Annotated in this window: 23 protein-coding genes and 2 pseudogenes; 13 read left to right on the forward strand and 12 right to left on the reverse strand. The window is 62.4% G+C overall.

Annotated elements, in window-relative coordinates:
* Positions 1-9: 9 nt before the first annotated feature.
* The 3 genes from FJ430_RS23560 to FJ430_RS23570 form a co-directional block, all read right to left on the reverse strand.
* Positions 10-1,167, reverse strand: coding sequence for an amino acid ABC transporter permease (locus FJ430_RS23560; protein WP_140641002.1), 1,158 nt, complete (start codon positions 1,165-1,167; stop codon positions 10-12).
* A 4-nt stretch (positions 1,168-1,171) separates the two neighbouring features.
* Complete coding sequence (locus FJ430_RS23565) at positions 1,172-2,359, reverse strand: amino acid ABC transporter permease (protein WP_140641000.1); 1,188 nt, start codon at positions 2,357-2,359, stop codon at positions 1,172-1,174.
* A 62-nt stretch (positions 2,360-2,421) separates the two neighbouring features.
* Positions 2,422-3,450 carry an amino acid ABC transporter substrate-binding protein gene (locus tag FJ430_RS23570; RefSeq protein ID WP_140640998.1) on the reverse strand — a complete coding sequence of 343 codons (1,029 nt, stop codon included), beginning with the start codon at positions 3,448-3,450 and terminating at the stop codon, positions 2,422-2,424.
* A gap of 467 nt (positions 3,451-3,917) precedes the next feature.
* Here FJ430_RS23570 and FJ430_RS23575 point away from each other — a divergent pair, with 467 nt between their 5' ends.
* From FJ430_RS23575 to FJ430_RS23590, 4 genes are all read left to right on the forward strand, one after another.
* A complete protein-coding gene (locus FJ430_RS23575; protein WP_140710718.1) occupies positions 3,918-5,090 on the forward strand; it encodes a cystathionine beta-lyase in 1,173 nt (390 codons plus the stop codon).
* A gap of 138 nt (positions 5,091-5,228) precedes the next feature.
* Positions 5,229-5,927 (forward strand): RNA polymerase sigma factor, encoded by a 699-nt coding sequence (locus FJ430_RS23580; protein WP_140710720.1) that lies wholly within the window; start codon positions 5,229-5,231, stop codon positions 5,925-5,927.
* Between the two features lie 99 nt (positions 5,928-6,026).
* Complete coding sequence (locus FJ430_RS23585; RefSeq protein ID WP_140710722.1) at positions 6,027-6,551, forward strand: DUF4142 domain-containing protein; 525 nt, start codon at positions 6,027-6,029, stop codon at positions 6,549-6,551.
* On the forward strand, positions 6,548-6,850 hold the full coding sequence (locus FJ430_RS23590) for a cupredoxin family copper-binding protein (RefSeq protein WP_140710724.1): 303 nt from the start codon (positions 6,548-6,550) through the stop codon (positions 6,848-6,850). The genes FJ430_RS23585 and FJ430_RS23590 overlap by 4 nt, the downstream gene beginning before the upstream one ends.
* 43 nt (positions 6,851-6,893) lie before the next feature.
* Here FJ430_RS23590 and FJ430_RS23595 read toward each other — a convergent pair.
* A pseudogene (locus tag FJ430_RS23595) lies at positions 6,894-7,046 on the reverse strand (CGNR zinc finger domain-containing protein); the annotation flags it as partial.
* On the opposite strand from FJ430_RS23595, the pseudogene FJ430_RS23600 reads away from it, so the two are divergent.
* Both FJ430_RS23600 and FJ430_RS23605 read left to right on the forward strand, forming a co-directional pair.
* Positions 7,044-7,306: pseudogene (locus tag FJ430_RS23600) on the forward strand (SDR family oxidoreductase); the annotation flags it as partial. The pseudogenes FJ430_RS23595 and FJ430_RS23600 overlap by 3 nt on opposite strands.
* 511 nt (positions 7,307-7,817) lie before the next feature.
* The gene (locus FJ430_RS23605; RefSeq protein ID WP_140710726.1) at positions 7,818-8,894 is read left to right on the forward strand and encodes an HPP family protein; all 1,077 of its coding nucleotides are present in this window, start codon (positions 7,818-7,820) and stop codon (positions 8,892-8,894) included.
* 46 nt (positions 8,895-8,940) lie between these two features.
* On the opposite strand, the gene FJ430_RS23610 is transcribed toward FJ430_RS23605, so the two are convergent.
* Positions 8,941-9,777: a crotonase/enoyl-CoA hydratase family protein gene (locus FJ430_RS23610; protein ID WP_140710728.1), complete on the reverse strand. Its 837-nt coding sequence runs from the start codon at positions 9,775-9,777 to the stop codon at positions 8,941-8,943.
* An 81-nt stretch (positions 9,778-9,858) separates the two neighbouring features.
* Here FJ430_RS23610 and FJ430_RS23615 point away from each other — a divergent pair, with 81 nt between their 5' ends.
* Complete coding sequence (locus FJ430_RS23615; protein ID WP_140640981.1) at positions 9,859-10,443, forward strand: TetR/AcrR family transcriptional regulator; 585 nt, start codon at positions 9,859-9,861, stop codon at positions 10,441-10,443.
* A 56-nt stretch (positions 10,444-10,499) separates the two neighbouring features.
* Here FJ430_RS23615 and FJ430_RS23620 read toward each other — a convergent pair whose 3' ends face one another.
* The gene (locus FJ430_RS23620; protein ID WP_140710730.1) at positions 10,500-11,723 is read right to left on the reverse strand and encodes an anion transporter; all 1,224 of its coding nucleotides are present in this window, start codon (positions 11,721-11,723) and stop codon (positions 10,500-10,502) included.
* Positions 11,724-12,361: 638 nt separating this feature from the next.
* Here FJ430_RS23620 and FJ430_RS23625 point away from each other — a divergent pair.
* Complete coding sequence (locus tag FJ430_RS23625; RefSeq protein ID WP_226891862.1) at positions 12,362-14,221, forward strand: CHASE3 domain-containing protein; 1,860 nt, start codon at positions 12,362-12,364, stop codon at positions 14,219-14,221.
* A gap of 14 nt (positions 14,222-14,235) precedes the next feature.
* Here FJ430_RS23625 and FJ430_RS23630 read toward each other — a convergent pair whose 3' ends face one another.
* Positions 14,236-14,400, reverse strand: a complete 165-nt coding sequence (locus FJ430_RS23630) for a DUF3309 family protein (protein WP_082048942.1) — start codon at positions 14,398-14,400, stop codon at positions 14,236-14,238.
* Between the two features lie 378 nt (positions 14,401-14,778).
* On the opposite strand from FJ430_RS23630, the gene FJ430_RS23635 reads away from it, so the two are divergent.
* The 4 genes from FJ430_RS23635 (at position 14,779) to FJ430_RS23650 (ending at position 16,956) form a co-directional block, all read left to right on the forward strand.
* Positions 14,779-14,946, forward strand: a complete 168-nt coding sequence (locus FJ430_RS23635) for a Thivi_2564 family membrane protein (protein WP_095819989.1) — start codon at positions 14,779-14,781, stop codon at positions 14,944-14,946.
* A 149-nt stretch (positions 14,947-15,095) separates the two neighbouring features.
* On the forward strand, positions 15,096-15,299 hold the full coding sequence (locus FJ430_RS23640) for a hypothetical protein (RefSeq protein ID WP_319022990.1): 204 nt from the start codon (positions 15,096-15,098) through the stop codon (positions 15,297-15,299).
* Positions 15,300-15,422: 123 nt separating this feature from the next.
* Positions 15,423-15,863, forward strand: a complete 441-nt coding sequence (locus FJ430_RS23645; RefSeq protein ID WP_140710732.1) for a GFA family protein — start codon at positions 15,423-15,425, stop codon at positions 15,861-15,863.
* A 547-nt stretch (positions 15,864-16,410) separates the two neighbouring features.
* Positions 16,411-16,956, forward strand: coding sequence for a hypothetical protein (locus tag FJ430_RS23650; RefSeq protein WP_140710734.1), 546 nt, complete (start codon positions 16,411-16,413; stop codon positions 16,954-16,956).
* Between the two features lie 26 nt (positions 16,957-16,982).
* On the opposite strand, the gene FJ430_RS23655 is transcribed toward FJ430_RS23650, so the two are convergent.
* On the reverse strand, positions 16,983-17,243 hold the full coding sequence (locus FJ430_RS23655) for a hypothetical protein (RefSeq protein WP_140640973.1): 261 nt from the start codon (positions 17,241-17,243) through the stop codon (positions 16,983-16,985).
* A 168-nt stretch (positions 17,244-17,411) separates the two neighbouring features.
* Between FJ430_RS23655 and FJ430_RS23660 the strand changes: the two genes are divergently transcribed.
* On the forward strand, positions 17,412-17,606 hold the full coding sequence (locus tag FJ430_RS23660; protein ID WP_140659348.1) for a hypothetical protein: 195 nt from the start codon (positions 17,412-17,414) through the stop codon (positions 17,604-17,606).
* 108 nt (positions 17,607-17,714) lie between these two features.
* Here the strand turns inward: FJ430_RS23660 and msrA are convergent, their stop codons facing one another.
* The 4 genes from msrA to FJ430_RS23680 all read right to left on the reverse strand — a co-directional run bounded on the left by msrA (position 17,715) and on the right by FJ430_RS23680 (position 19,141).
* A complete protein-coding gene (gene msrA, locus FJ430_RS23665) occupies positions 17,715-18,236 on the reverse strand; it encodes a peptide-methionine (S)-S-oxide reductase MsrA (RefSeq protein WP_140710736.1) in 522 nt (173 codons plus the stop codon).
* Between the two features lie 163 nt (positions 18,237-18,399).
* Positions 18,400-18,723, reverse strand: coding sequence for a hypothetical protein (locus tag FJ430_RS23670; RefSeq protein ID WP_140710738.1), 324 nt, complete (start codon positions 18,721-18,723; stop codon positions 18,400-18,402).
* Positions 18,723-18,917 (reverse strand): hypothetical protein, encoded by a 195-nt coding sequence (locus FJ430_RS23675; protein ID WP_140710740.1) that lies wholly within the window; start codon positions 18,915-18,917, stop codon positions 18,723-18,725. Before FJ430_RS23675 ends, FJ430_RS23670 begins: the two co-directional genes overlap by 1 nt.
* Complete coding sequence (locus FJ430_RS23680) at positions 18,902-19,141, reverse strand: ABC transporter permease (protein ID WP_140710742.1); 240 nt, start codon at positions 19,139-19,141, stop codon at positions 18,902-18,904. The genes FJ430_RS23675 and FJ430_RS23680 overlap by 16 nt, the downstream gene beginning before the upstream one ends.
* Between the last annotated feature and the right edge of the window lie 77 nt (positions 19,142-19,218).

The raw sequence follows: 19,218 nt of genomic DNA on the forward strand, positions 1-19,218 counted from the left end.
GTTCCCTTTTTATCGTTTATAGCCGGTGTCGAGCCGGCGTTCGGTGTACATTGAATAGCGCGACATGCCGAAGCAGAACAGCCAGAATACGAAGGCGGCAAAGATCAGGCCGGACTTCGCGGTCTGTGGCGTCGCCCAGTTGGCATCGGCGAAATTCTGCTTCACCACGCCGAGCAGGTCGAACATCGAGATGATCAGCACCAGGCTGGTGTCCTTGAACATGCCGATGAAGGTGTTGACGATGCCGGGGATGACCAGCTTCAGCGCCTGCGGCAGCACGATCAGGCCCATTTTCTGCCAGTAGCCGAGGCCGAGCGAGTCGGCGCCCTCATACTGGCCCTTCGGGATCGCCTGCAGGCCACCACGAATCACTTCGGCCATATAGGCGGCGGCAAACAGCGACACGCCGATCAACGCACGCAGATATTTGTCGAAGGTGACGCCCACGGGCAGGAACAGCGGCAGCATGACGCTGGCGAAGAACAGCACCACGATCAACGGGATGCCACGCACCGTCTCGATAAATATGACACTAAGCACCTTGATGATCGGCATCTTCGAGCGCCGGCCGAGCGCCAGGATCACACCGAGCGGCAACGACACCGCAATGCCGACAAAAGAAAGGCTGAGCGTGACCAGCAACCCACCCCAGCGCGCAGTCTCGACAGCCGGCAGGCCGAACACACCGCCGAGCAGCAGGAAGAAGGCGACGACCGGCAATCCTGCGAAAAGCAGGATCGCGTTCAGTCTTTTGCCCGGCACGCGCGGGATCAGCATCGGCACCAACAGCACCACGAACAGGATGGCGACCAGGATCGGCCGCCAGCGCTCCTCGATCGGATAGGTGCCGAACATGAACTGGCCGAACTTGGCGTTGACGAAGGCCCAGCAGGCGCCGGTCCAACCGTCGGGTTGGATGCCGCCTTGTGTGACGGTGGTGCAGACGGTGCGGTCCGGCCCGGTCCACTGGGCATTGAGGAAAGCCCAGCTGATGACCTGCGGTAGGATCCACAGCACGATGGCGATGCCGAGAATTGTGAGGACGGTGTCGCCGACCGAACCGACCAGGTTCTTGCGCACCCAGGCATAGGCGCCGCGTTCGGTAGGCGGGGCCGGCTGCGCAAGCGCCATCTCGGTGCGCACCCAGGACATGTCGTGTTCCTGCATGGCCCTACCTCTCCACCAGCGCCATTCTGGCGTTGACGATGTTCATGACAAAGGACGTCACAAGGCTCAGCACCAGATAGGCGATCATCATGATGAACACGCCCTCCACCGCCTGGCCGGTCTGGTTGAGGACCGTGCCAGCGGTGGCGGTAAGGTCCGGATAGCCGATGGCGATCGCCAGCGAGGAGTTCTTGGTCAGGTTGAGATACTGGCTGGTGAGCGGCGGGATGACGATGCGCATCGCCTGCGGGATGACCACAAGCCGCAGGATCGGACCGGAGCGGAGGCCGAGTGCCGCCGCTGCTTCGCTCTGGCCTTTGCTGACGCCCCTGATGCCGGCGCGCACGATCTCGGCGATGAAGGCCGCCGTGTAGAAGGAGAGCGCCAGCAACAGCGACAAGAATTCCGGCTTGACCCAGAAGCCACCGGTCAGGTTGAAGGTCGACTGCTTCGGAAAATCGAAGGTGAGCGGCATGCCGCTAAGCAGGTAGGCCAGCACCGGCAGGCCGACGATAAGCGTGACCGATGTCCAGAAGACCGGAAATTGCTGACCGGTCGCCTTCTGCCGCTGTCGCGCCCTGTGGGCGACGAACCAGGCCATTGCAATGGCGAGCAGCAGTGCGACGCCGATCAGCCAGGAGCCATCCCCCCAAACGGCGCGCGGAAAATAGAAGCCGCGCTGGTTGAGGAAGGAGCCGAAAGGCAGGTGGATGCTCTCGCGTGGCGGCGGCAGCACGGCCAGCACGCCGGAATACCAGAAGAAGATGACCAGCAGCGGCGGGATGTTGCGGAATATCTCGACATAGACGGTGCAGATCTTGCGGATCAGCCAGTTCTGCGACAGGCGGCCGATGCCGATGGCGAAGCCCACGATGGTCGCAAGCACGATGCCGGCGACGGCAACGATGATCGTGTTGAGCAAACCGACGACCAGCGCGCGGAAATAGGTCGAGTCAGACGTATAAGCGATCGGCGTGTCGGAAATGTCGAAGCCGGCCCTGCTTCTGAGGAATTGGAAGCCTGAAGCGATGTGCAGGCGCTGAAGGTTCTCGATGACGTTGTTGACGATCCACCAGATCGAGCCAAAGAGGAGGATCACGACCAGCGTCTGAAAGAACAGGCTGCGTATTCTCGGGTCATTGATGAAGGAGCCGCGACTCGGCTCCCCGCGAAGAATTTCCTGCGAAGCCATGGACCGTCCCCTGGAAAGAGAAACCGGGAGGCAGACGATCTGCCTCCCGGATCACGTTTCAATCAGCGGATCGGCGGACCGTATTGCAGGCCGCCCTTGGTCCACAGCGCGTTGATGCCGCGCGCGATCTTGAGCGGGCTGCCCGAGCCGACATTGCGCTCGAACATTTCGCCGTAATTGCCGACCGCCTTGACGATGTTGACAACGAAGTCGTTGGAGAGGCCGAGATCGGCACCGTATTTGCCGTCGGGTTCAGTGCCGAGAAGGCGCTGGATGTTCGGATCGGTCGACGTCTTCATCTCGTCGACATTGGCCTGCGTGATGCCGGCTTCCTCGGCGTTGAGCAGCGCGAAATACGTCCAGCGCGCGATATGCGCCCACTGGTCGTCGCCCTGGCGCACGGCCGGGCCGAGCGGCTCCTTGGAAATGATCTCGGGCAGCACGACATGGTCGGCCGGCGAGGAGAGCGTCAGACGGATGCCATAGAGGCCGGACTGATCGGTGGTGTAAGCATCGCAGCGGCCGGCGTCATAGGCGGCGTTGACTTCTTCGAGCTTCTCGAACACGACGGGGTTGTACTCCATCTTGTTCTTCTTGAAGTAGTCGGCGAGGTTGAGCTCGGTGGTGGTGCCGCTCTGCACGCAGACGGCGGCGCCCGAAAGCTGCAGCGCGGAGTTCACGCCGGGCAGCTTCTTGGCGTTGATCATGAAGCCCTGACCGTCATAGTAGGTGATGCCGACAAAATCGAGGCCGAGCGCGCTGTCGCGGTTGCTGGTCCAGGTGGTGTTGCGCGACAGGATGTCGATCTCGCCTGACTGCAGGGCGGTGAAACGCTCCTTGGCGCTGAGCGGCGTGAACTTGACCTTGGAGCCGTCACCGAAGACAGCGGCCGCAACGGCGCGGCAGAAGTCCGCGTCGATGCCTTTCCAGTCACCCTTGTCGTCCGGCGCCGAGAAGCCGGCGAGGCCGGTCGAGACGCCGCACTGGATAAAGCCCTTCTGCTTCACGGTATCGAGCGTGCCGGCCGAAGCGGCGGACGCCATGAACCCGAGCGCGGCGGCGCCAAGAATGCCGATTGCAATGTGTTTCATGACCCACAGACCCTTTTCTGTTACAGGCGCCCCTATCGCCAGGCGACGCTTGATCTTTTTTCGTTTGTGAACGCAGCTCCCACTTCAAGGCCCACTCCCGGACCCGCATCGGTTGCCGATGCGCTGCCTCCCATTCACGAAACGCATCGAAGGCGATTATTCCTGTGAGGTCAAGGGAAATGACCGATTCCAGAGAGGTTTGAAAAGCAATTGCCGCAAATGCCTGAATTGCGGACAAGAGCACATGAAACCGGCAGGCGATGCGAACAAATCAGCCAAGTTGCGCCGCCGCGAATCGGTGGTCCGGCGCCAGAATCCGCAGCGGCAATAGCGGTGCCTTTACTGGGCTTGCGCGCCTTTGCATTGGCCCAGCGGAAGATCGGCTTTTGGCGGGCTCGGCGCGGTTGCGCCAGCATTGCCGCCGCTTTATGGCTGGTCCGCTGACATCATTCGACAGGCGACGAACCATGGCTAGAGACGGCATCGAAATGGGCATCAACACGCTGCTTGCCCATTCCGGCAACAACCCGCGCGACTATTTCGGCTTCGTGAACCCGCCGGTCGTGCATGCCTCGACGGTGCTCTATCCCGACGCCGCTTCGATGGCCAGGCGCAGCCAGAAATACACTTACGGCACGCGCGGCACGCCGACGATGGACGCGCTGACGCTCGCCGTCGATGCGCTGGAAGGCTCGGCCGGCACGATCGCGGTGCCTTCCGGGCTGGCGGCGGTGACGATACCGCTACTCACCTTTCTTGCCGCCGGCGACCACCTGTTGATCGTCGACAGCGTCTACCACCCGACGCGCCACTTCGCTGATACGATGCTGAAGCGGCTCGGCGTCGAGGTCGAATACTACGAGCCGCGCATCGGCGCCGGCATCGCATCGCTGATCAAGCCGAACACAAAGGTGGTGTTCACCGAATCGCCGGGATCGAACACCTACGAGGTGCAGGACATCCCGGCTATCGCCAAGGCTGCGCATGCTGCCGGCGCTATCGTGATGATGGACAACACCTGGGCGACGCCGCTCTATTTCAAGCCGCTCGACCATGGCGTCGACATCTCGATCCATGCGGCGACGAAATATCCGGCCGGCCATTCCGACGTGCTGCTCGGCACGGTGTCGGCCAACGAGACCCATTGGAAGCAGCTTTATGATGGCTTCTGCACGCTCGGCTGCTGTTCGGGACCCGACGACATTTACCAGGTGCTGCGCGGCTTGCGCACGATGGGAGTGCGGCTCGACCATCACCGCAAGAGCGCGCTCGAGATCGCGGGCTGGCTGGAAGAGCAGCCCGGCGTCGCGCAGGTGCTGCACCCGGCTCTGGAAAGCCATCCCGACCATGCGCTCTGGAAGCGCGATTTCTGCGGCTCCAGCGGCATTTTCTCGATCGTGCTCAACGGCGGCGGGCAGAAGGCGCAGCATGCCTTCCTCGATGCGCTCAAGATCTTCGGTCTCGGCTATTCCTGGGGCGGCTATGAGAGCCTCGCCGTTCCGGTCTTCCTCGGCGACCGCATACTTGCCAGGGGTTCGTATGCCGGCTCGCTGATCCGGCTGCAGGTCGGGCTGGAAGATGTCGAGGACCTCAAGGCCGATATTCTGCGCGGGCTGGCAGCGGCAGCCGCGGCCGGGTGACAGGCTAATCGGCGCAAGATTCCGACCGGCAGACAAGCCTCGGTCGAAGAAGTAGCATTGCCGATGCTACACTCGGGAACCTTTTGTCGGCAGGCGCATCCAATCGCGGATGTAACGTTGCCGGGAGATCGGGGCGAGATGAGACAGCCTGCTATTGAAGCCGCCGAAATCGGTGCGGCCAGGGCCGGCGACATGGCATTGGTCAGACGGGCGCTTTCGCGCGATCCGGGTGCGTTCCGCACTATCATCAAGACGCACAACCAGCGGCTCTACCGCATCGCGCGCGGCGTCGTGCGCAACGACGCCGAGGCCGAAGACGTCGTGCAGGAGGCCTATATGCGCGCCTTCGCCAATCTCGGTGCCTTTCGCGGCGAGGCTTCGCTTTCCACCTGGCTGTCACGCATCGTCATCAACGAAGCGCTCGGCCGGCTGCGCAAGCGCAAGCGCGTCGTAGCGATGCCCGAAAACCCGGAGGCGCAGATCATCCGGTTTCCCTTGAACCAAAACGACTTGAATCCAGGTGACGATCCGGAGCGGACGATGGCGCAGCGGCAGATTCTGGGACTTGTCGAACGGGCGACCGACAGCCTTCCCGATGTCTATCGCACCGTCTTCGTAGCCCGTGTCATCGAGGGCCTGAGCATCGAGGAAACCGCCGAGCTTTTGGGTATCCGGCAGGAAACGGTGAAGACGAGGCTGCACCGGGCGCGTGCCCTGGTGCGCAAGGCGCTCGATGACGAGATCGGCCCGTTGCTGCTCGACGCCTTCCCCTTCGCCGGCCGGCGCTGCGATCGGCTGACGCAGGCGGTGATGACAGGGCTCGGATTCGAGCACTAATTTCGGTCTTTTCCCGGGAACATTTCGTTCTCGCCCGCATCCAATGGCAGTCAACACCAGATGAGCCCAGGGCCATGCGCGCCGGGCGAAGGAGATATCATGTTCATGCGACCGACCGCCGCCCTCGCAGCCCTTTTCTTCGTCAGCACCGCGCCGCTGGCGCTAGCCGCCGAAAAGCCCACCGACCCGCAGATCGCCCACATCGCCTATACGGCCGACGCGATCGACATCGAAGCGGCCAAGCTGGCCATCGAGAAGTCCAAGAACAAGGCGGTCGTCGACTTCGCCAAGGACATGGCGCGCGACCATGAGGCGGTGAACAAGCAGGCGCTCGACCTGGTGAAGAAGCTGAAGGTCACGCCCGAGGACAATGACACCAGCAAGGCGCTGGCCAAGGCGGCGGAGGAAGAACGCGCCAAACTGGCGAAGTTGAAAGGGGCTGCCTTCGACAAGGCCTATATCGATAACGAAGTCGCCTATCACAAGCAGGTCAACGGCGCGCTCGAAACCCTACTAATCCCATCGGCCAGCAATGCCGAACTGAAGAGCCTGCTGGAGACTGGTCTCAAGATCTTCCAGGGACACGAGCAGCATGCCGAACATGTCGCCGGCATGCTGAAATGAGGCCGCTGCTTCTTGCCATGGCGCTGACGCTCATCGCTTCGCCGGCGCTTTCGACCACGATCAAGGTGACGATCGACAAGCTGGTCTTCTCGCCGGCAAGCATTCAGGCCAAGGTCGGCGATACGATCGAGTGGACGAACAACGATATTCTCGCCCACACCGCCACGGTCAAAGGCGGCTGGGATGTGATGATCCCGGCAAAGTCGAAGGGCAAGGTCACGCTGAAGGCGGCGGGAGCGGTCGACTATTTCTGCCGCTTCCATCCCAACATGAAGGGCCGTATCGAGGTAGCCCCTTGATCCGACCTACCAATCGAGCGAGGCGCGCCGCGCCTCGCTCGATTTAGTTGTGGTCATGATCCTTGTGCCTGTGCCGGTGCGCGGCCTGCTTTGCCCGGTTGCCACAGGCGGCCATGCTGCACCAGCGGCGTCTGTGACCGCGCGTATGGTCGGCGAAAAGCAACGTGCAGGCGGGACCTTCACAAGCCTTCACATTGCCGATGGCGTGCAGGTCAACAGCGTGTTGCTGGGACCGTGATGACCGGCCGGCGATGCTCCCTATCTCGAGCACTGGGCACCGCTGCACAAGATGAGCGTCGAGGATGCGCGGCGAATTTTCCGAAAGAAGCCGGCATCGCCCGATATGGAGACCCGGAGGAGATCGCCGAGCTGATGGCCTTCCTCGTCTCGCCGGCGGCACGCTGGATGACCGGCTCGACGCTGCGCATGGACGGCGGTGAGGTGAAGTCTGTCTGAAGGAGGACAATGCAATGATTGCCTGGGATCGCGTGACGCGCGCGCATATCTTGCGCGCGATAGAGGACTACGACCGGCTGGGGCTGACCGGTTTTTCGCCGAGCACGGCTTCGCGCCGACCACGACCTATGAATTGGCCTGGGAAGACCGTCTTTATCCACCAAAGGCGATCCTCGGCACCGCCTATGAGTTCGCCACGGGTGCGCGGCTAGCCTCTGGCGATTTCGAAGGGGCAAGAGTGGTGCGGTGAAGGTGCTCGGCGCGCTGGGATTCAACGCCAGGCCAAAGCAGAGGTAGCGTGGCCGGCGATTGCAGGGCCGATTCCGCAAACGGCCGTAACGCCTTGGCGCGATTGAGAAAGCCGAGGCCGCTGGCGGCATGTCCTACGCAGCTGGCGGCGCAATAATATTCTCCCAGGCTGTGAATATACGGATTGGTTTGGCTTCCAAATCCGTGGTTTCAGCGGCATTGCGAGCAACGCAATTCCACCCCAATCGATCCAGGACCCGCCATGGCGTTCCGCCTCTTTGTTCCGATCCTGGCCGGCGCCACGCTGCGCGAACGGCTGATCGCCTGCATCGGTGCCGTGATCGGCATCGCGCTGACCGGCGTGATCAGCGGGTTTGCGATGGGCAAGGGCGCGGATGTAGCAATGCTGGTGGCGCCGATGGGTGCTTCGGCGGTGTTGCTCTTTGCCGTTCCCTCGAGCCCGTTGGCGCAGCCCTGGTCGATCATCGGCGGCAACACGATCTCGGCGCTGGTCGGCGTGACGGTGGCGCATTTTGTGCACGACACGGTGATCGCCTCTGGCCTTGCGGTGGCGCTGGCAATCGCCGCCATGTCATTCTCGCGCTCATTGCATCCGCCGGGCGGCGCAGCAGCGCTTACCGGCGTACTCGGGGGGCCGGCCGTTGCCGCCGCCGGCTTCCTGTTTCCTTTTGTGCCGGTGGCGCTGAACTCAATCATATTGGTGACGCTCGGTTTTCTGTTCCACAAGCTGTCACGACGCAGCTATCCGCACGTGCATCAACCCGCGGGCGGCCACGGCACCGCCGACCGGCCGCCGGCCGAGCGTGTCGGTTTCCGGCCCGAGGATGTCGATGCGGCGCTGTCCGCGCTGGACGAGACTTTCGACATCGACCGCGACGACCTGGAGCGCCTGCTGCGTCAGGTCGAGTTGCAGGCGATGGTGCGCTCGCAGCGCACGCTCCTGTGCAAAGATATCATGTCCTGCGATGTGATCTCGGTGCCGGAAACCGCCTTGGCCGACGAAGCACGCAAACAGCTGATCGATCACAACATCCGCACTCTGCCGGTGGTCGACACGGACGGCAAACTCACCGGCGCGGTAGGCCTGCGCGAGCTGACGAGAGCCACCGATACGGTGAAAGGGGTGATGTCGAAGGCCGGCACCGCCTTACCCGACACGCCGGCGATGAGCCTGCTGCCCGTGCTGACCGACGGGCGCAGCCATGCCGTGGTGATCGTCGATAGCGAGCGGCATATACTCGGCCTGATTACCCAGACCGACATGCTGGCGGCAGCCGCGCGCGTACAGGCGCCGGCGCAGCTCAAAGCGGTGGCATAGTGCCGGACCAATCACCTGGCATGCCCCCGCTCGCCGTTCGATCGCGCTACCGCGCCGCTCGTCTTGTCCCGGCCGGCCGGGTGATATGCATCCATGTGCCGTCATAGATCGGCTTGCGTCGCTCCATCCAGGCACTCAGGCCTTCGCGCAGATCGGCCGTGGGAGCCATGCGGGCGAATTGTTCGGCTTCGACGAGCAGGCCTTCGGCGATGCTCTGGTTGAGGCCGCGCGCGACAGCGGTGAGGATACTCGCCACCGCCGCCTGCGAATGGCTGACGATACGCAGCGCGAGGTCGAGCGCGGCCGGCATCAGCTGAACGTGCGGCACGACCTGGTTGACGAGGCCGAGCTCCAGCGCCCGGGCGGGTGAAAACGCATCCCCGGTGAGGAGGAGTTCCAGCGCGCGCTTGCGACCGGCCAGTCTCGGCAGGCGCTGCGTGCCGCCGAATGTCGGCGGCATGGCGAGTTTTATCTCGGGCTTTGCAAACAGCGCGCGATCGCTGGCGATCGCCAGCGGCACCGCCTCGGTGATTTCGCAGCCGCCACCGAAGGCGAGACCGTTGACGGCGGCGATGACCGGTTTGCGAAATGCCTCCAGCCGCGCCGTCAGGCGCTGGCCGCGCGCCACGAAATCGCGCAGCGCGACATCCGTACCTGCCTCAACGCTCACCGCGAATTCACGGATATCGGCGCCGGCGGAGAAGGCGCGCTCCCCTGCCCCGGTAAGGATGACGGCGCGCACGCCATCGTCCGTCTCGATCAGGTCAAGAAGCGAAAGCAGCCGGTCGATCAGCGCGTAATTCAGCGCGTTCAGCTTGTCGGGGCGGTTGAGGGTGAGGATGACGACGTCGTCGCGCGTCTCGCTCAGTACAAGGTCGGTCATGACTTTTCCTTTCCGGCAGTTCGGCGGGATAGGAGCAGGCTTTCGATTGCTTGTATATTCACTAGTCGGTATACTACGAACATGAGCGAAAAGGCCAATCCCACCCGAAAGCGCCTCGTCGATGCGGCGACCAAGCTGTTCTATGCCGAAGGCATCGGCCGCGTCAGTGTCGATGCGGTGGCCGAAAAAGCGGGGCTCACCAAGCGCACGCTCTACTATCACTTCAAGAGCAAGGACGACCTGATCGCGGCCTATCTCGACGGCCGCGACCAGCCCAATCTCGAGCAGATGGCCGGCTGGTTCGAGGCGGCGGAGGGCGGCGCGGATAAAAAGGTGGAAGCAATCTTCACCAACCTGGCGCGGGTGGCGCGCCACCCCAAATGGAAGGGCTGCGGCTTCCTGCGCACGGCGGCAGAGTTGGCCGCGACGCCGGGGCATCCGGCGGTGAAGGCTGGGGCGCGCCACAAGACCAATTTCGAAAAATGGCTGGCAAGCGCGCTTTCAAGCCACGATGTCGCCGAGGCGAAAATGCTGGCGCGCGAGATCGTGCTTCTGATGGACGGCGCCTTTTCCAGCATGCTGATCCATCACGACCCCGACTACGTCGCCGCCGCCGGCCACGCCGCCGCGACGCTGATACGGGCAAGGATGACGGGCAAAGGCTAAGCCGGACCGTAGCGCTCCCTGCGATCCGAATAGAGCGGTCCGAAGGGACCGCATTCTCAGGACCAGGCCAGCCAGGCCGTACCGAGCAGAAGCGTCACCAGCGTCAGCGGCAGGCCGACCTTGAAGAAGGCGGAGAAGGAAAGCTCCTTGCCGGCCGCCTTTGCCTGCTCGGCGACAATCAGATTGGCGACCGAGCCGAGCAGCGTGAAATTACCGGCAAGCGTCGAGCTCATTGCCACGACAAGCCAGGCGCGCTCCGGGTTTTCCAACCCAGGGATGAAGGGCCGGAGCGCCAGTACCGCCGGCACATTGCTCATGATGTTTGAAAGCACCGCGGTGAAGCCAGAGAGCCGCCAGACATCGTCGAGGCCGATGTTCTTCGCCCAAGCGATCATATCGGGCGTGAGCAGCGTGCGCTCGGCTCCGGCCACCACCACGAACAGGCCGGCGAACATGAAGAGCAGCGGCCCGTCGATCTCGCGGTAGATGCGCCGCGGCTTGATTGCCCGGGTGACCAGCAGGAAGGCGCCGGCAATCAGTGCTGCCTTGGCGACGGGAACGCCGGCAAAGAAGGCGAGCGCCAGCAACACGCAGACGATGGTGGCCTTCAACACCTGCCCGGGCAGCATGCGGCCGCGATAGACTTCTGGGCTGAGTTCGGCAGGGCGGGAGAATTCGGCGCGGTAGACGATGCGCACGATGACGATGACGGAGAGCAGGCCGAACAGCGCCACCGGCGCGAGCGCCAGCGTGAAAGCCGGATAGGAAATGCCGGACAGCGCGCCGATCACCATGTTCTGCGGATTGCCGGTAATGGTGGCGACGCTGCCGCAGTTCGAGGCCGTGCAGGTGGCGATGAGGTAAGGCACCGGGTTGCGGTTGATGACCCGTGTGACGTGGACGACGATCGGCGCCATCACCAGGCAGATCGCGTCATTGACCAGGAAGGCCGAGAGCAAGCCGGTCAACAGCGTCACCATCACCAAAAGCATGAACGGTGCATGGGCATGCTCGATGGCAAAGCCGCCGAGCGCCCGAAACGCGCCGGAGACCTTCAGATGCGCCACGACGATCATCATGCCGAGCAGCAACGTGATGGTGTCGAAATTGATGGCTTTGTAGGCATCATCGATGCCGATCGCGCCGATGGCGATCATGGCGGCGCCGCCCAGCAGCGCAATGCCGGCGCGGTCGAGGCGCAGGCCCGGGATACGGCCGACGGCGACGCCAGCATAGGTGAGCACGAGGATGAAAAGCGCGCCGGCGCCAGTCCAAGTCATTGCAAGAAGGTTCCCGTTGCCTGCCCTGCCCCCGCCAGAATCCGTCGACGCATCGGGCGGCACCACATTTAACAAGGCCAGCGCAAAGGGAAAGCGCGCAAGCGCATGAAAGCCTTGTCTCGCTTTCATGCCTTTCACGTTCATAAACCCTAATGTAAAGAATAGTGAATTAACATATGTGACCGATATCCAGGCGTTGGGGACTAAACGGATGAATACGGTCGTTGAAGCGGAACATCGCGTCCCGCCACGGGAGGAATTGATGCGTCCGCAGGAATGCTCCCGTTGTCATGGGGCCAAGAAAGTTTTCGTTTGCGCGCGCTGGCTGAGCTCAAATGGCCATTGCTGCCCAGGAGGCACGCATCGGCTGAGTTGTCCTGGACACAGCATTGTCTGCCTCGAATGCAGCGGACGCCAGAGCTAACGAGACCCGTGGAGGAGTGCCGGTCGACCGCCAAACGCAGCCGCGGCGGAATCTTCCTTTTGGCATCGGCCGAGCGCGCTGTCGTTAAAGTTTGACATAGCCAGACCTGGCTAACTTGCTGCATTCATTGCCTGATGGACTTGGCTATTGCCTTGCGCTTTGCCGCCGCCTACGACTTGGCGAATTTCATGATTTCCTCAGGGCTGACAAAGCAATGATCGTCCGACTGCGACGCGCCCTGCGATGGCAAGCGCTTCCGCTCCTTGCCGGCTTTGCCACTGTCGCACTGATCATTGGCGCACGCGCCATCCTCGCCGAAGCGCAGATCGCGGATCGCGACGCCAGCCGCGAAGCGTTCGAAGCCCAGCAGTTGCTGTCGGGCCTGCTATCGCTCGCCCAGGACGCCGAGACCGGCCAGCGCGGCTATCTGCTGACAGGCGAGAAGAATTACCTGCTGCCATATCAGCATGCGGTCGATGCGCTGCCGGCGCTGCTCAGGCGCATCGACGAGATGTTTCCGGCCGGCAGCGACAGGGCGCAGCAGGCCGTCGGCATCAAGGATGCGATTACCCGCAAGCAGGCCGAACTCGCGGAGACGATCAGGCTCTACGACATGGGCAACACGGCCAAGGCCCTGGACATCGTGCGCGGCGGCCGGGGCAAGCTGGATATGGACCAGATCCGCGCCAATATCGACGCGATCCGGCGCATCGACGGCGCGAGCCTCGCTTCCCGCGCGGAGCGCATGGAGCAAATCGAAGGCTGGTTGCGCGCCGGCTCGTTCGCCGCGCTGCTGGGCATCTTCCTGCTCGGCATCTACACGATCCGCCAATCCAGCCGCCGCTTCCACGAGGTGGCTACGGCGCAAGACGCCTTGAGCGCGAAGAACGCTGCGCTGCTCAACGAGATCGAGACGCGTGAAAAGGCGGAGTCGCAACTTCGCCAGGTGCAGAAGATGGAAGCGGTTGGCCAGCTCACGGGCGGCATCGCGCATGATTTCAACAATATGCTGGCCGTTATCACCAGCGCCATGAACATCGCGCAGCGCAAGCTAGCTCGCGGCGAACATGACGTGCAGAGCTTCGTCGAGGCGGCCGCCGACGCGGCGGCGCGCGCCGCCAATCTCACGGCCAGGCTGCTTGCCTTTTCCAGGCAGCAGCCACTGGCGCCACAGATCGTCGACGCCAATCGCCTCGTCGCCGGCATGTCGGACCTTTTGCGCCGCGCGCTCGGCCATGCGGTCGAGATCGAAACGGTGCTGGCGGGCGGACTCTGGAAAACGCATGCCGACCCGAGCCAGGTCGAGAACGCGATCATCAACCTGGCGGTCAACGCGCGCGACGCGATGGACGAAAAGGGCAAGCTCACCATCGAGACGGCCAATTGCTATCTCGATGAAGCCTATGCGGTGGCGCATCCGGAGGTGAAGGCTGGCCAGTATGTCATGATCGCGGTGACCGACACCGGCGCTGGCATGTCACCCGACATCATGGCCAAGGCTTTCGAGCCGTTCTTCACCACCAAGCCTGCAACCAAGGGAACGGGGCTCGGGCTCAGCCAAGTGTTCGGCTTCGTCAAGCAATCGGGCGGACACGTCAAAATCTATTCGGAACTCGGCGAAGGCACGACGATCAAGATCTATCTTCCACGTTTCACAGGCCCAGAAGAGGCGGCAGCGCCGCCAAAAGCAAGTGGCAGGAGCGATGTCCCGGCCACCGAAACCGTGCTGCTCGTCGAGGATGACGCCCGCGTGCGCTTTTCGACGGCCGCTACGCTGCTGGAGCTCGGCTACACGGTCGTCGAGGCCGCCAGCGGTGAGGAGGCGCTGCGCAAGCTCGCCGAGAATGCGGCCATCGCACTGATGCTGACGGATATCGTTATGCCGGGCATGAACGGCCGTCAGTTGGCCGAACAGGCACGCGGGCATTCCCAATCGCTGAAAGTGGTGTTCATGACCGGCTTCACCCGCAACGCGGTCGTTCACAATGGCGTGCTCGACCACGATGTGCACTTCATCGCCAAGCCGTTCACGCTGGAACAACTGGCGGCGAAGCTGAGGGATGCGCTGGCTTGATTGCTGGGCGGCTATCAGATCCGTCCGAGCACAACCAGAATGATGACAATGACAAGAACCAGCCCCAGACCACCGCCGCCATAGTAGCCCGTGCCGTAGAACGGCCCGCCGCCCAAGCCACTGAAGCCGCCCAGCAGGGCAAGGATAAGAATGATTATAAGAATTGTGCCGAGACCCATGGACTTTTCCTCTTTCTGAAGCGCGAACCCAGCGCCGTTATGACCAAGTCAACTCGCAAGCGGCACGCATGTTCCGCTCACCTCCGGGCCGATGCTATTCAGGACTGGCCAAGTGAGCCGACACCATTGGCTGCCCGGGGTTGGCCTCAAGTTTGATGGGAACCAAAAACATAAGCGCGATGGCGATCGCGATCGAGGCGATAACGGCAGCGGTGCTGAATACGTCTTTCACGTTCCCACCCTTTAATATTCAAAGATGCTGAACAACGTCTTCGCCAAGTCTCCTGTTCCACTTGACCTTCGTGGAACCATTCTCCCGTCCGCAACGTTTGAGGCAGCCCGATCTGGGCAACCTTGGGATAAAACGGAGGCAGGCATATGGGCGCATCGGTTCTTATCGGCATATTGATCACCTTCCTGGTGGTGATCCTGGTGCTCTACCTGGTGCAACGGCTGCCGCTCGATGCCCGCGCGCGGCAGATCGCGCAGATCATCGTCATCATCATCGGCATCATTTCGCTGCTCAAATATCTTGCGGTGTTCTAGCCGCGATCCATATTCGGCACCCGGAAACGTCAAAAACCTGGTGTCCCATGAGACCCTCGTCGATCGCACTTACCGCAGGCAAGATATTGTTGGGCGGCACAATGTTGTGCGCCGCGAGCGCTGCTTATGCCCGACCAGATACGCGCGTCATGACTTGCGCGCAGACGCAGGCGCTGATCAAAAGCGACCATGCCGTGGTCTTGACCACGGGTCCAGACACCTATGACCGGTTCGTCCGGCAATTCGGCAATGAGTGCGACTGGCCGGAAGTGCCTGTCTCGACGACGGTTCCGACCAAAGGCGGCGAGTGCCGCGTCTATCGGTGCGAGGAGCCGATCAACTTTCCCGATTGACCGATGCTTCTTGCGCGCCGGCGCGGAACCATTGCAACCTCCTGCGGGTTTTAGCAGCCAGCAGCGGGACTTGCCGGGCGCGAGAGAAACGCGGCTCCATGCACAACCGCAGGAGGAACGGCAATGCCTGAAATCGCGCGCAGCGGCAGTTGCCTGTGTGGCGGCGTGCAGTTCCGCGTCAATGGCGAGCCACTCCGGGTCGGCCTCTGTCACTGCAAGGACTGCCGCAAGACAAGCGGATCGGCCTTCCATGCCTACGCCGTATGGCCGCTAAGAGCGTTCGAAACCACCGGCATCACCAGCAACTATGGCGCTCGGAGTTTTTGCCCCACATGCGGAAGCCGCGTTCCTTTCGTCGGCGATAATGAGGCCGAGGTCACGATCGGCAGCCTGGACATTGCTCCGACCGAAGGGCTGACGCCGAGCTACGAGCTGTGGATCGGACGCCGCGAGCCCTGGTTGCAAGCCCTCCCCGCGGCGCAACAGTTTGAGCATGACCGGATCGCCGATGATTCGGCGGCAGGCGCTGAAGCCGGCCCGGAGCCACTGCAAAGGTCGGCCTAGGTTGAGTTCTTGGCGGATTTTAGTCAGAACGATGATCTTCGGTCCACCGGTGCCTCCGGCACGTCCGGAAAAACGCCCGGCCGTGGGCCGATATGCTCGGGCTTTCTGGAAGTTTCGCATTTTCAACCACCGGTCGGTTTGCCAGCCAATCAGCTGACGTTAGCGTTGTGGGATGCGGCGAACATGAGGCCGTAAGCCGGCCTGGTTCCAGACAGCAGCACGCAAAGAATTTTATCCGTTTTACAAAATATAAGAATTTTCAGTCATGCTTCTTGCGGAAAGTACACCTCCGGGATTGTTTTGCCTGCTTGCCCACTGCGCTTACCATGTGAAATACGAAGCTGCAGTTGCAACGCCAAAGTGAAAATTCTTTCGGCTCAAGAAATTTTCTCTTCGCCCTCTTTCTGGTTATATCAAATATGACATCCCGAAATGCCATTGGCAGCAAGCCTTATGACTTCCGGCCTTGTACAAAAGGCCATCTTTGTTTCTTTCATTTTTTGCTACATAGTGCTGCCGAATCTTGAAACCGGACGGGGCGGTTTTCATGACATCGGCGCCTGAACACGGCCGCAACATGCATATGCGGTATCCACCGATCGACGGGTTCTGGACCTGGGACATCAAGCGCGACCGTGTCTACGGCGATACCAATCTTTCAGATTATTTCGGTCTGACACTCGATGAGTTCTCCCACGGCGCCTCGCTTGAACGATGCATGCAAAGCATCGATAAGGACGACCGCTCAAGGGTTCGGCTGGCTATCCGCAAGGCCGTGGAGCGCAGGGCCGGCTTCAGGGAGGTCTATAGGGTCCATTCCGAAAAGATGGGATTGCGCAAGATCCTGGCCGTCGGCCAATGTTGCGTTGACGGGGCGGGCGAGGCAGCGCTCTATCCCGGCTGGTTCGTCGATTTGACGAACGAGGCCGCGTGCGAAGAGCGGGCGCTGCGCGAGATCCGCAACCATGTCGGGCAAGCCAAGGACCTAGCGCGATCGATCGGACACGACCTGATGTCCTATCTCCTGGACAATGTCGAGGAAGAGGTCGAGCAGCGGCTTGGCGCAAGGCTGGGGAGGCGAAGATCGTCTTGAAGCGGCTTTCGCCGATTGTTTGCGGATCAGCTTCGCTTGCCGCGCCTGCCGACTTCAGCCGCGACCATACGCGCGAAATGCGACTGGGGCGATCGGCGCTCGATGAGCTTGGCCCGTTCCAGGGCCGCATCGCCGTAAAATTCGATCAGCACGCCGGCGGCCTTGGCGGCGTCGGCCCTCAACCGGCCGAAATCCGCCTGCCCGCTCTCGCTCAAGGGCTCGCTCCTGGCAATCACGTCAAGCATGGCTTGCAACTTGTCAGGAGTGCTGCCCTCGTCTTCGTGCATGGTCGCCATCCGATTGGGCGCGTAAAATATCGACATTTCCGCGCAATGTCCAACAGGTTCGTTGATCGGGCATCAGTGCAACCGAGTACAGCTTCGCCGCGAGCGTGGTGACAATGTTCGTACAAGCATAGTGAGCCAAACTTACCGCACAGACATTTGGGGGCATCCATGGACCAGCCTAGCAAAATGGAAAACCTGCAGTTTGCGCAGGGGATCTTACGAGAACTTCGCCAGAAGGCGGAGGCCGATGGCGAGAAGCTTCTGACCTATTTGATCGACATGGCCTATCTCGAAGCCAGCGACCGCATCCGCGCCCACTGGATCGGCAGCCACGAACACGAAGGCCACCGCGCCAAGGGCTGAGGTTGCCCGCCCGGGACGGCGGCCGGAACGCAAAAAGCCCGCCATGCCTTCCGGCACGGCGGGCGGATCAAAGCGCGTAAAGGCTGTATGAAACAGCCTGGCCTCTGACTATGACGCGGCCGCCTGTTGGCGGACCGGAAGCTTCCAGCCCGGCCGCGCGAAATGGCAGGTGTAGCCGTTGGGATAGCGCTCGAGATAGTCCTGATGCTCGGGCTCTGCTTCCCAGAAAGGCCCGACCGGGGCGAGTTCGGTGACGACCTTGCCAGGCCACAGGCCGGACGCGTCGACGTCGGCTATCGTGTCCTCGGCGATCCGCTTCTGTTCATCGCTGGTGTAGAAAATCGCCGAGCGGTAGCTCATGCCGATATCGTTGCCCTGGCGGTTCCTTGTCGTCGGATCGTGGATCTGGAAGAAGAATTCGAGCAACGTGCGGAAGCTTGTCCTGGCCGGATCGAAGTTGATCTCGATCGCCTCGGCGTGGGTGCCGTGGTTGCGGTAGGTGGCGTTCGGTACATCGCCGCCGCTGTAGCCCACTCGCGTTGAGATCACGCCGGGCAGGCGCCGGATCAGATCCTGCATGCCCCAGAAGCAGCCGCCCGCAAGGACCGCGCGTTCGGTGGAAGAAGCCATGTCACACCTCCTTTGGATTGCTCCATAGATAGGCGTTGCGGCCGGGTTCTTCCAGCGGTTCGAGCGGCTAATCGCTGACACCGGCATCGAAGTATCCGGCGTGGACGGTCTGCCCCTGTCTGTTTCGAAAATATATGCTTGCACGGCTTCGACGCTGTCGCGATCACGAATCCGGCGTTTGCCTGAATCTCCGCACCACCACCTCGAAGACGATATCCGAAATCCACATCGCACAAACGCCGATGAGGAAAGCGGCGGCAAGCGTGGTGGTGTCATCGGCTGTATCGGGTATCGGCAGCCTGCTTGCCCGGACCCAGGCGACGACAGGCAATGTCAGATAGGCGGCGGCCAGGGCGCCGCAGATCGGCGAGGCAACCATTTCGCGCAGCTTATAGCGATGGCGCGACAGCGCCCGCAGCACGCCGCCGGCGAGCCCCGCCGCCACGACCTGGCCCTTGATGCCCAGAAGATCGAAAATGTCGTGCATCACGGCCTCCAGCCGCAGAGTTCTTCGCCCTTGCGGTTGTGGGCGAGCAGCGCCCTCGCCTCCTGGTCAGACAGGCTGTCGACCGCGCTCGCGGAGAGGCGCATCGGCGAGGCGACGACGCAGAAGCCGCCCCTGGCCGTCGTGCAGCCGGCAAGCGCGGCGGCGATGGCGGCGACGATCAGTCGCTTGCCCATGACTTCAGCTCCTTTCTGACCGCCTCAGCCGGCAAAGCGCCGATATCGTTGTCGACCTGGTCGGCGACATTGCGGGCCGCGACCTCGGCTTCGGCCTGCTTGCCGCGCTCGGCCCGCGCGCCGGCGAGGCGCTGGTGGAAGCCCCAGCCGAGGGCGCCGACAAGGCCGGCGCCGATGGCCAGGATTGTCGGATTGGTGAGAAGCCATGCCAGCAGCGCGCTCATAGCAGCGCTCCGATGAGAAGCCCCGCGACGAAGCAGGCAGCGCCGACGACCACATACGGCTTGGTCTGGTCAATGAG

Origin of the sequence: Mesorhizobium sp. B2-8-5 (assembly GCF_006440675.2) — a bacterium.
Taxonomy (GTDB): domain Bacteria; phylum Pseudomonadota; class Alphaproteobacteria; order Rhizobiales; family Rhizobiaceae; genus Mesorhizobium.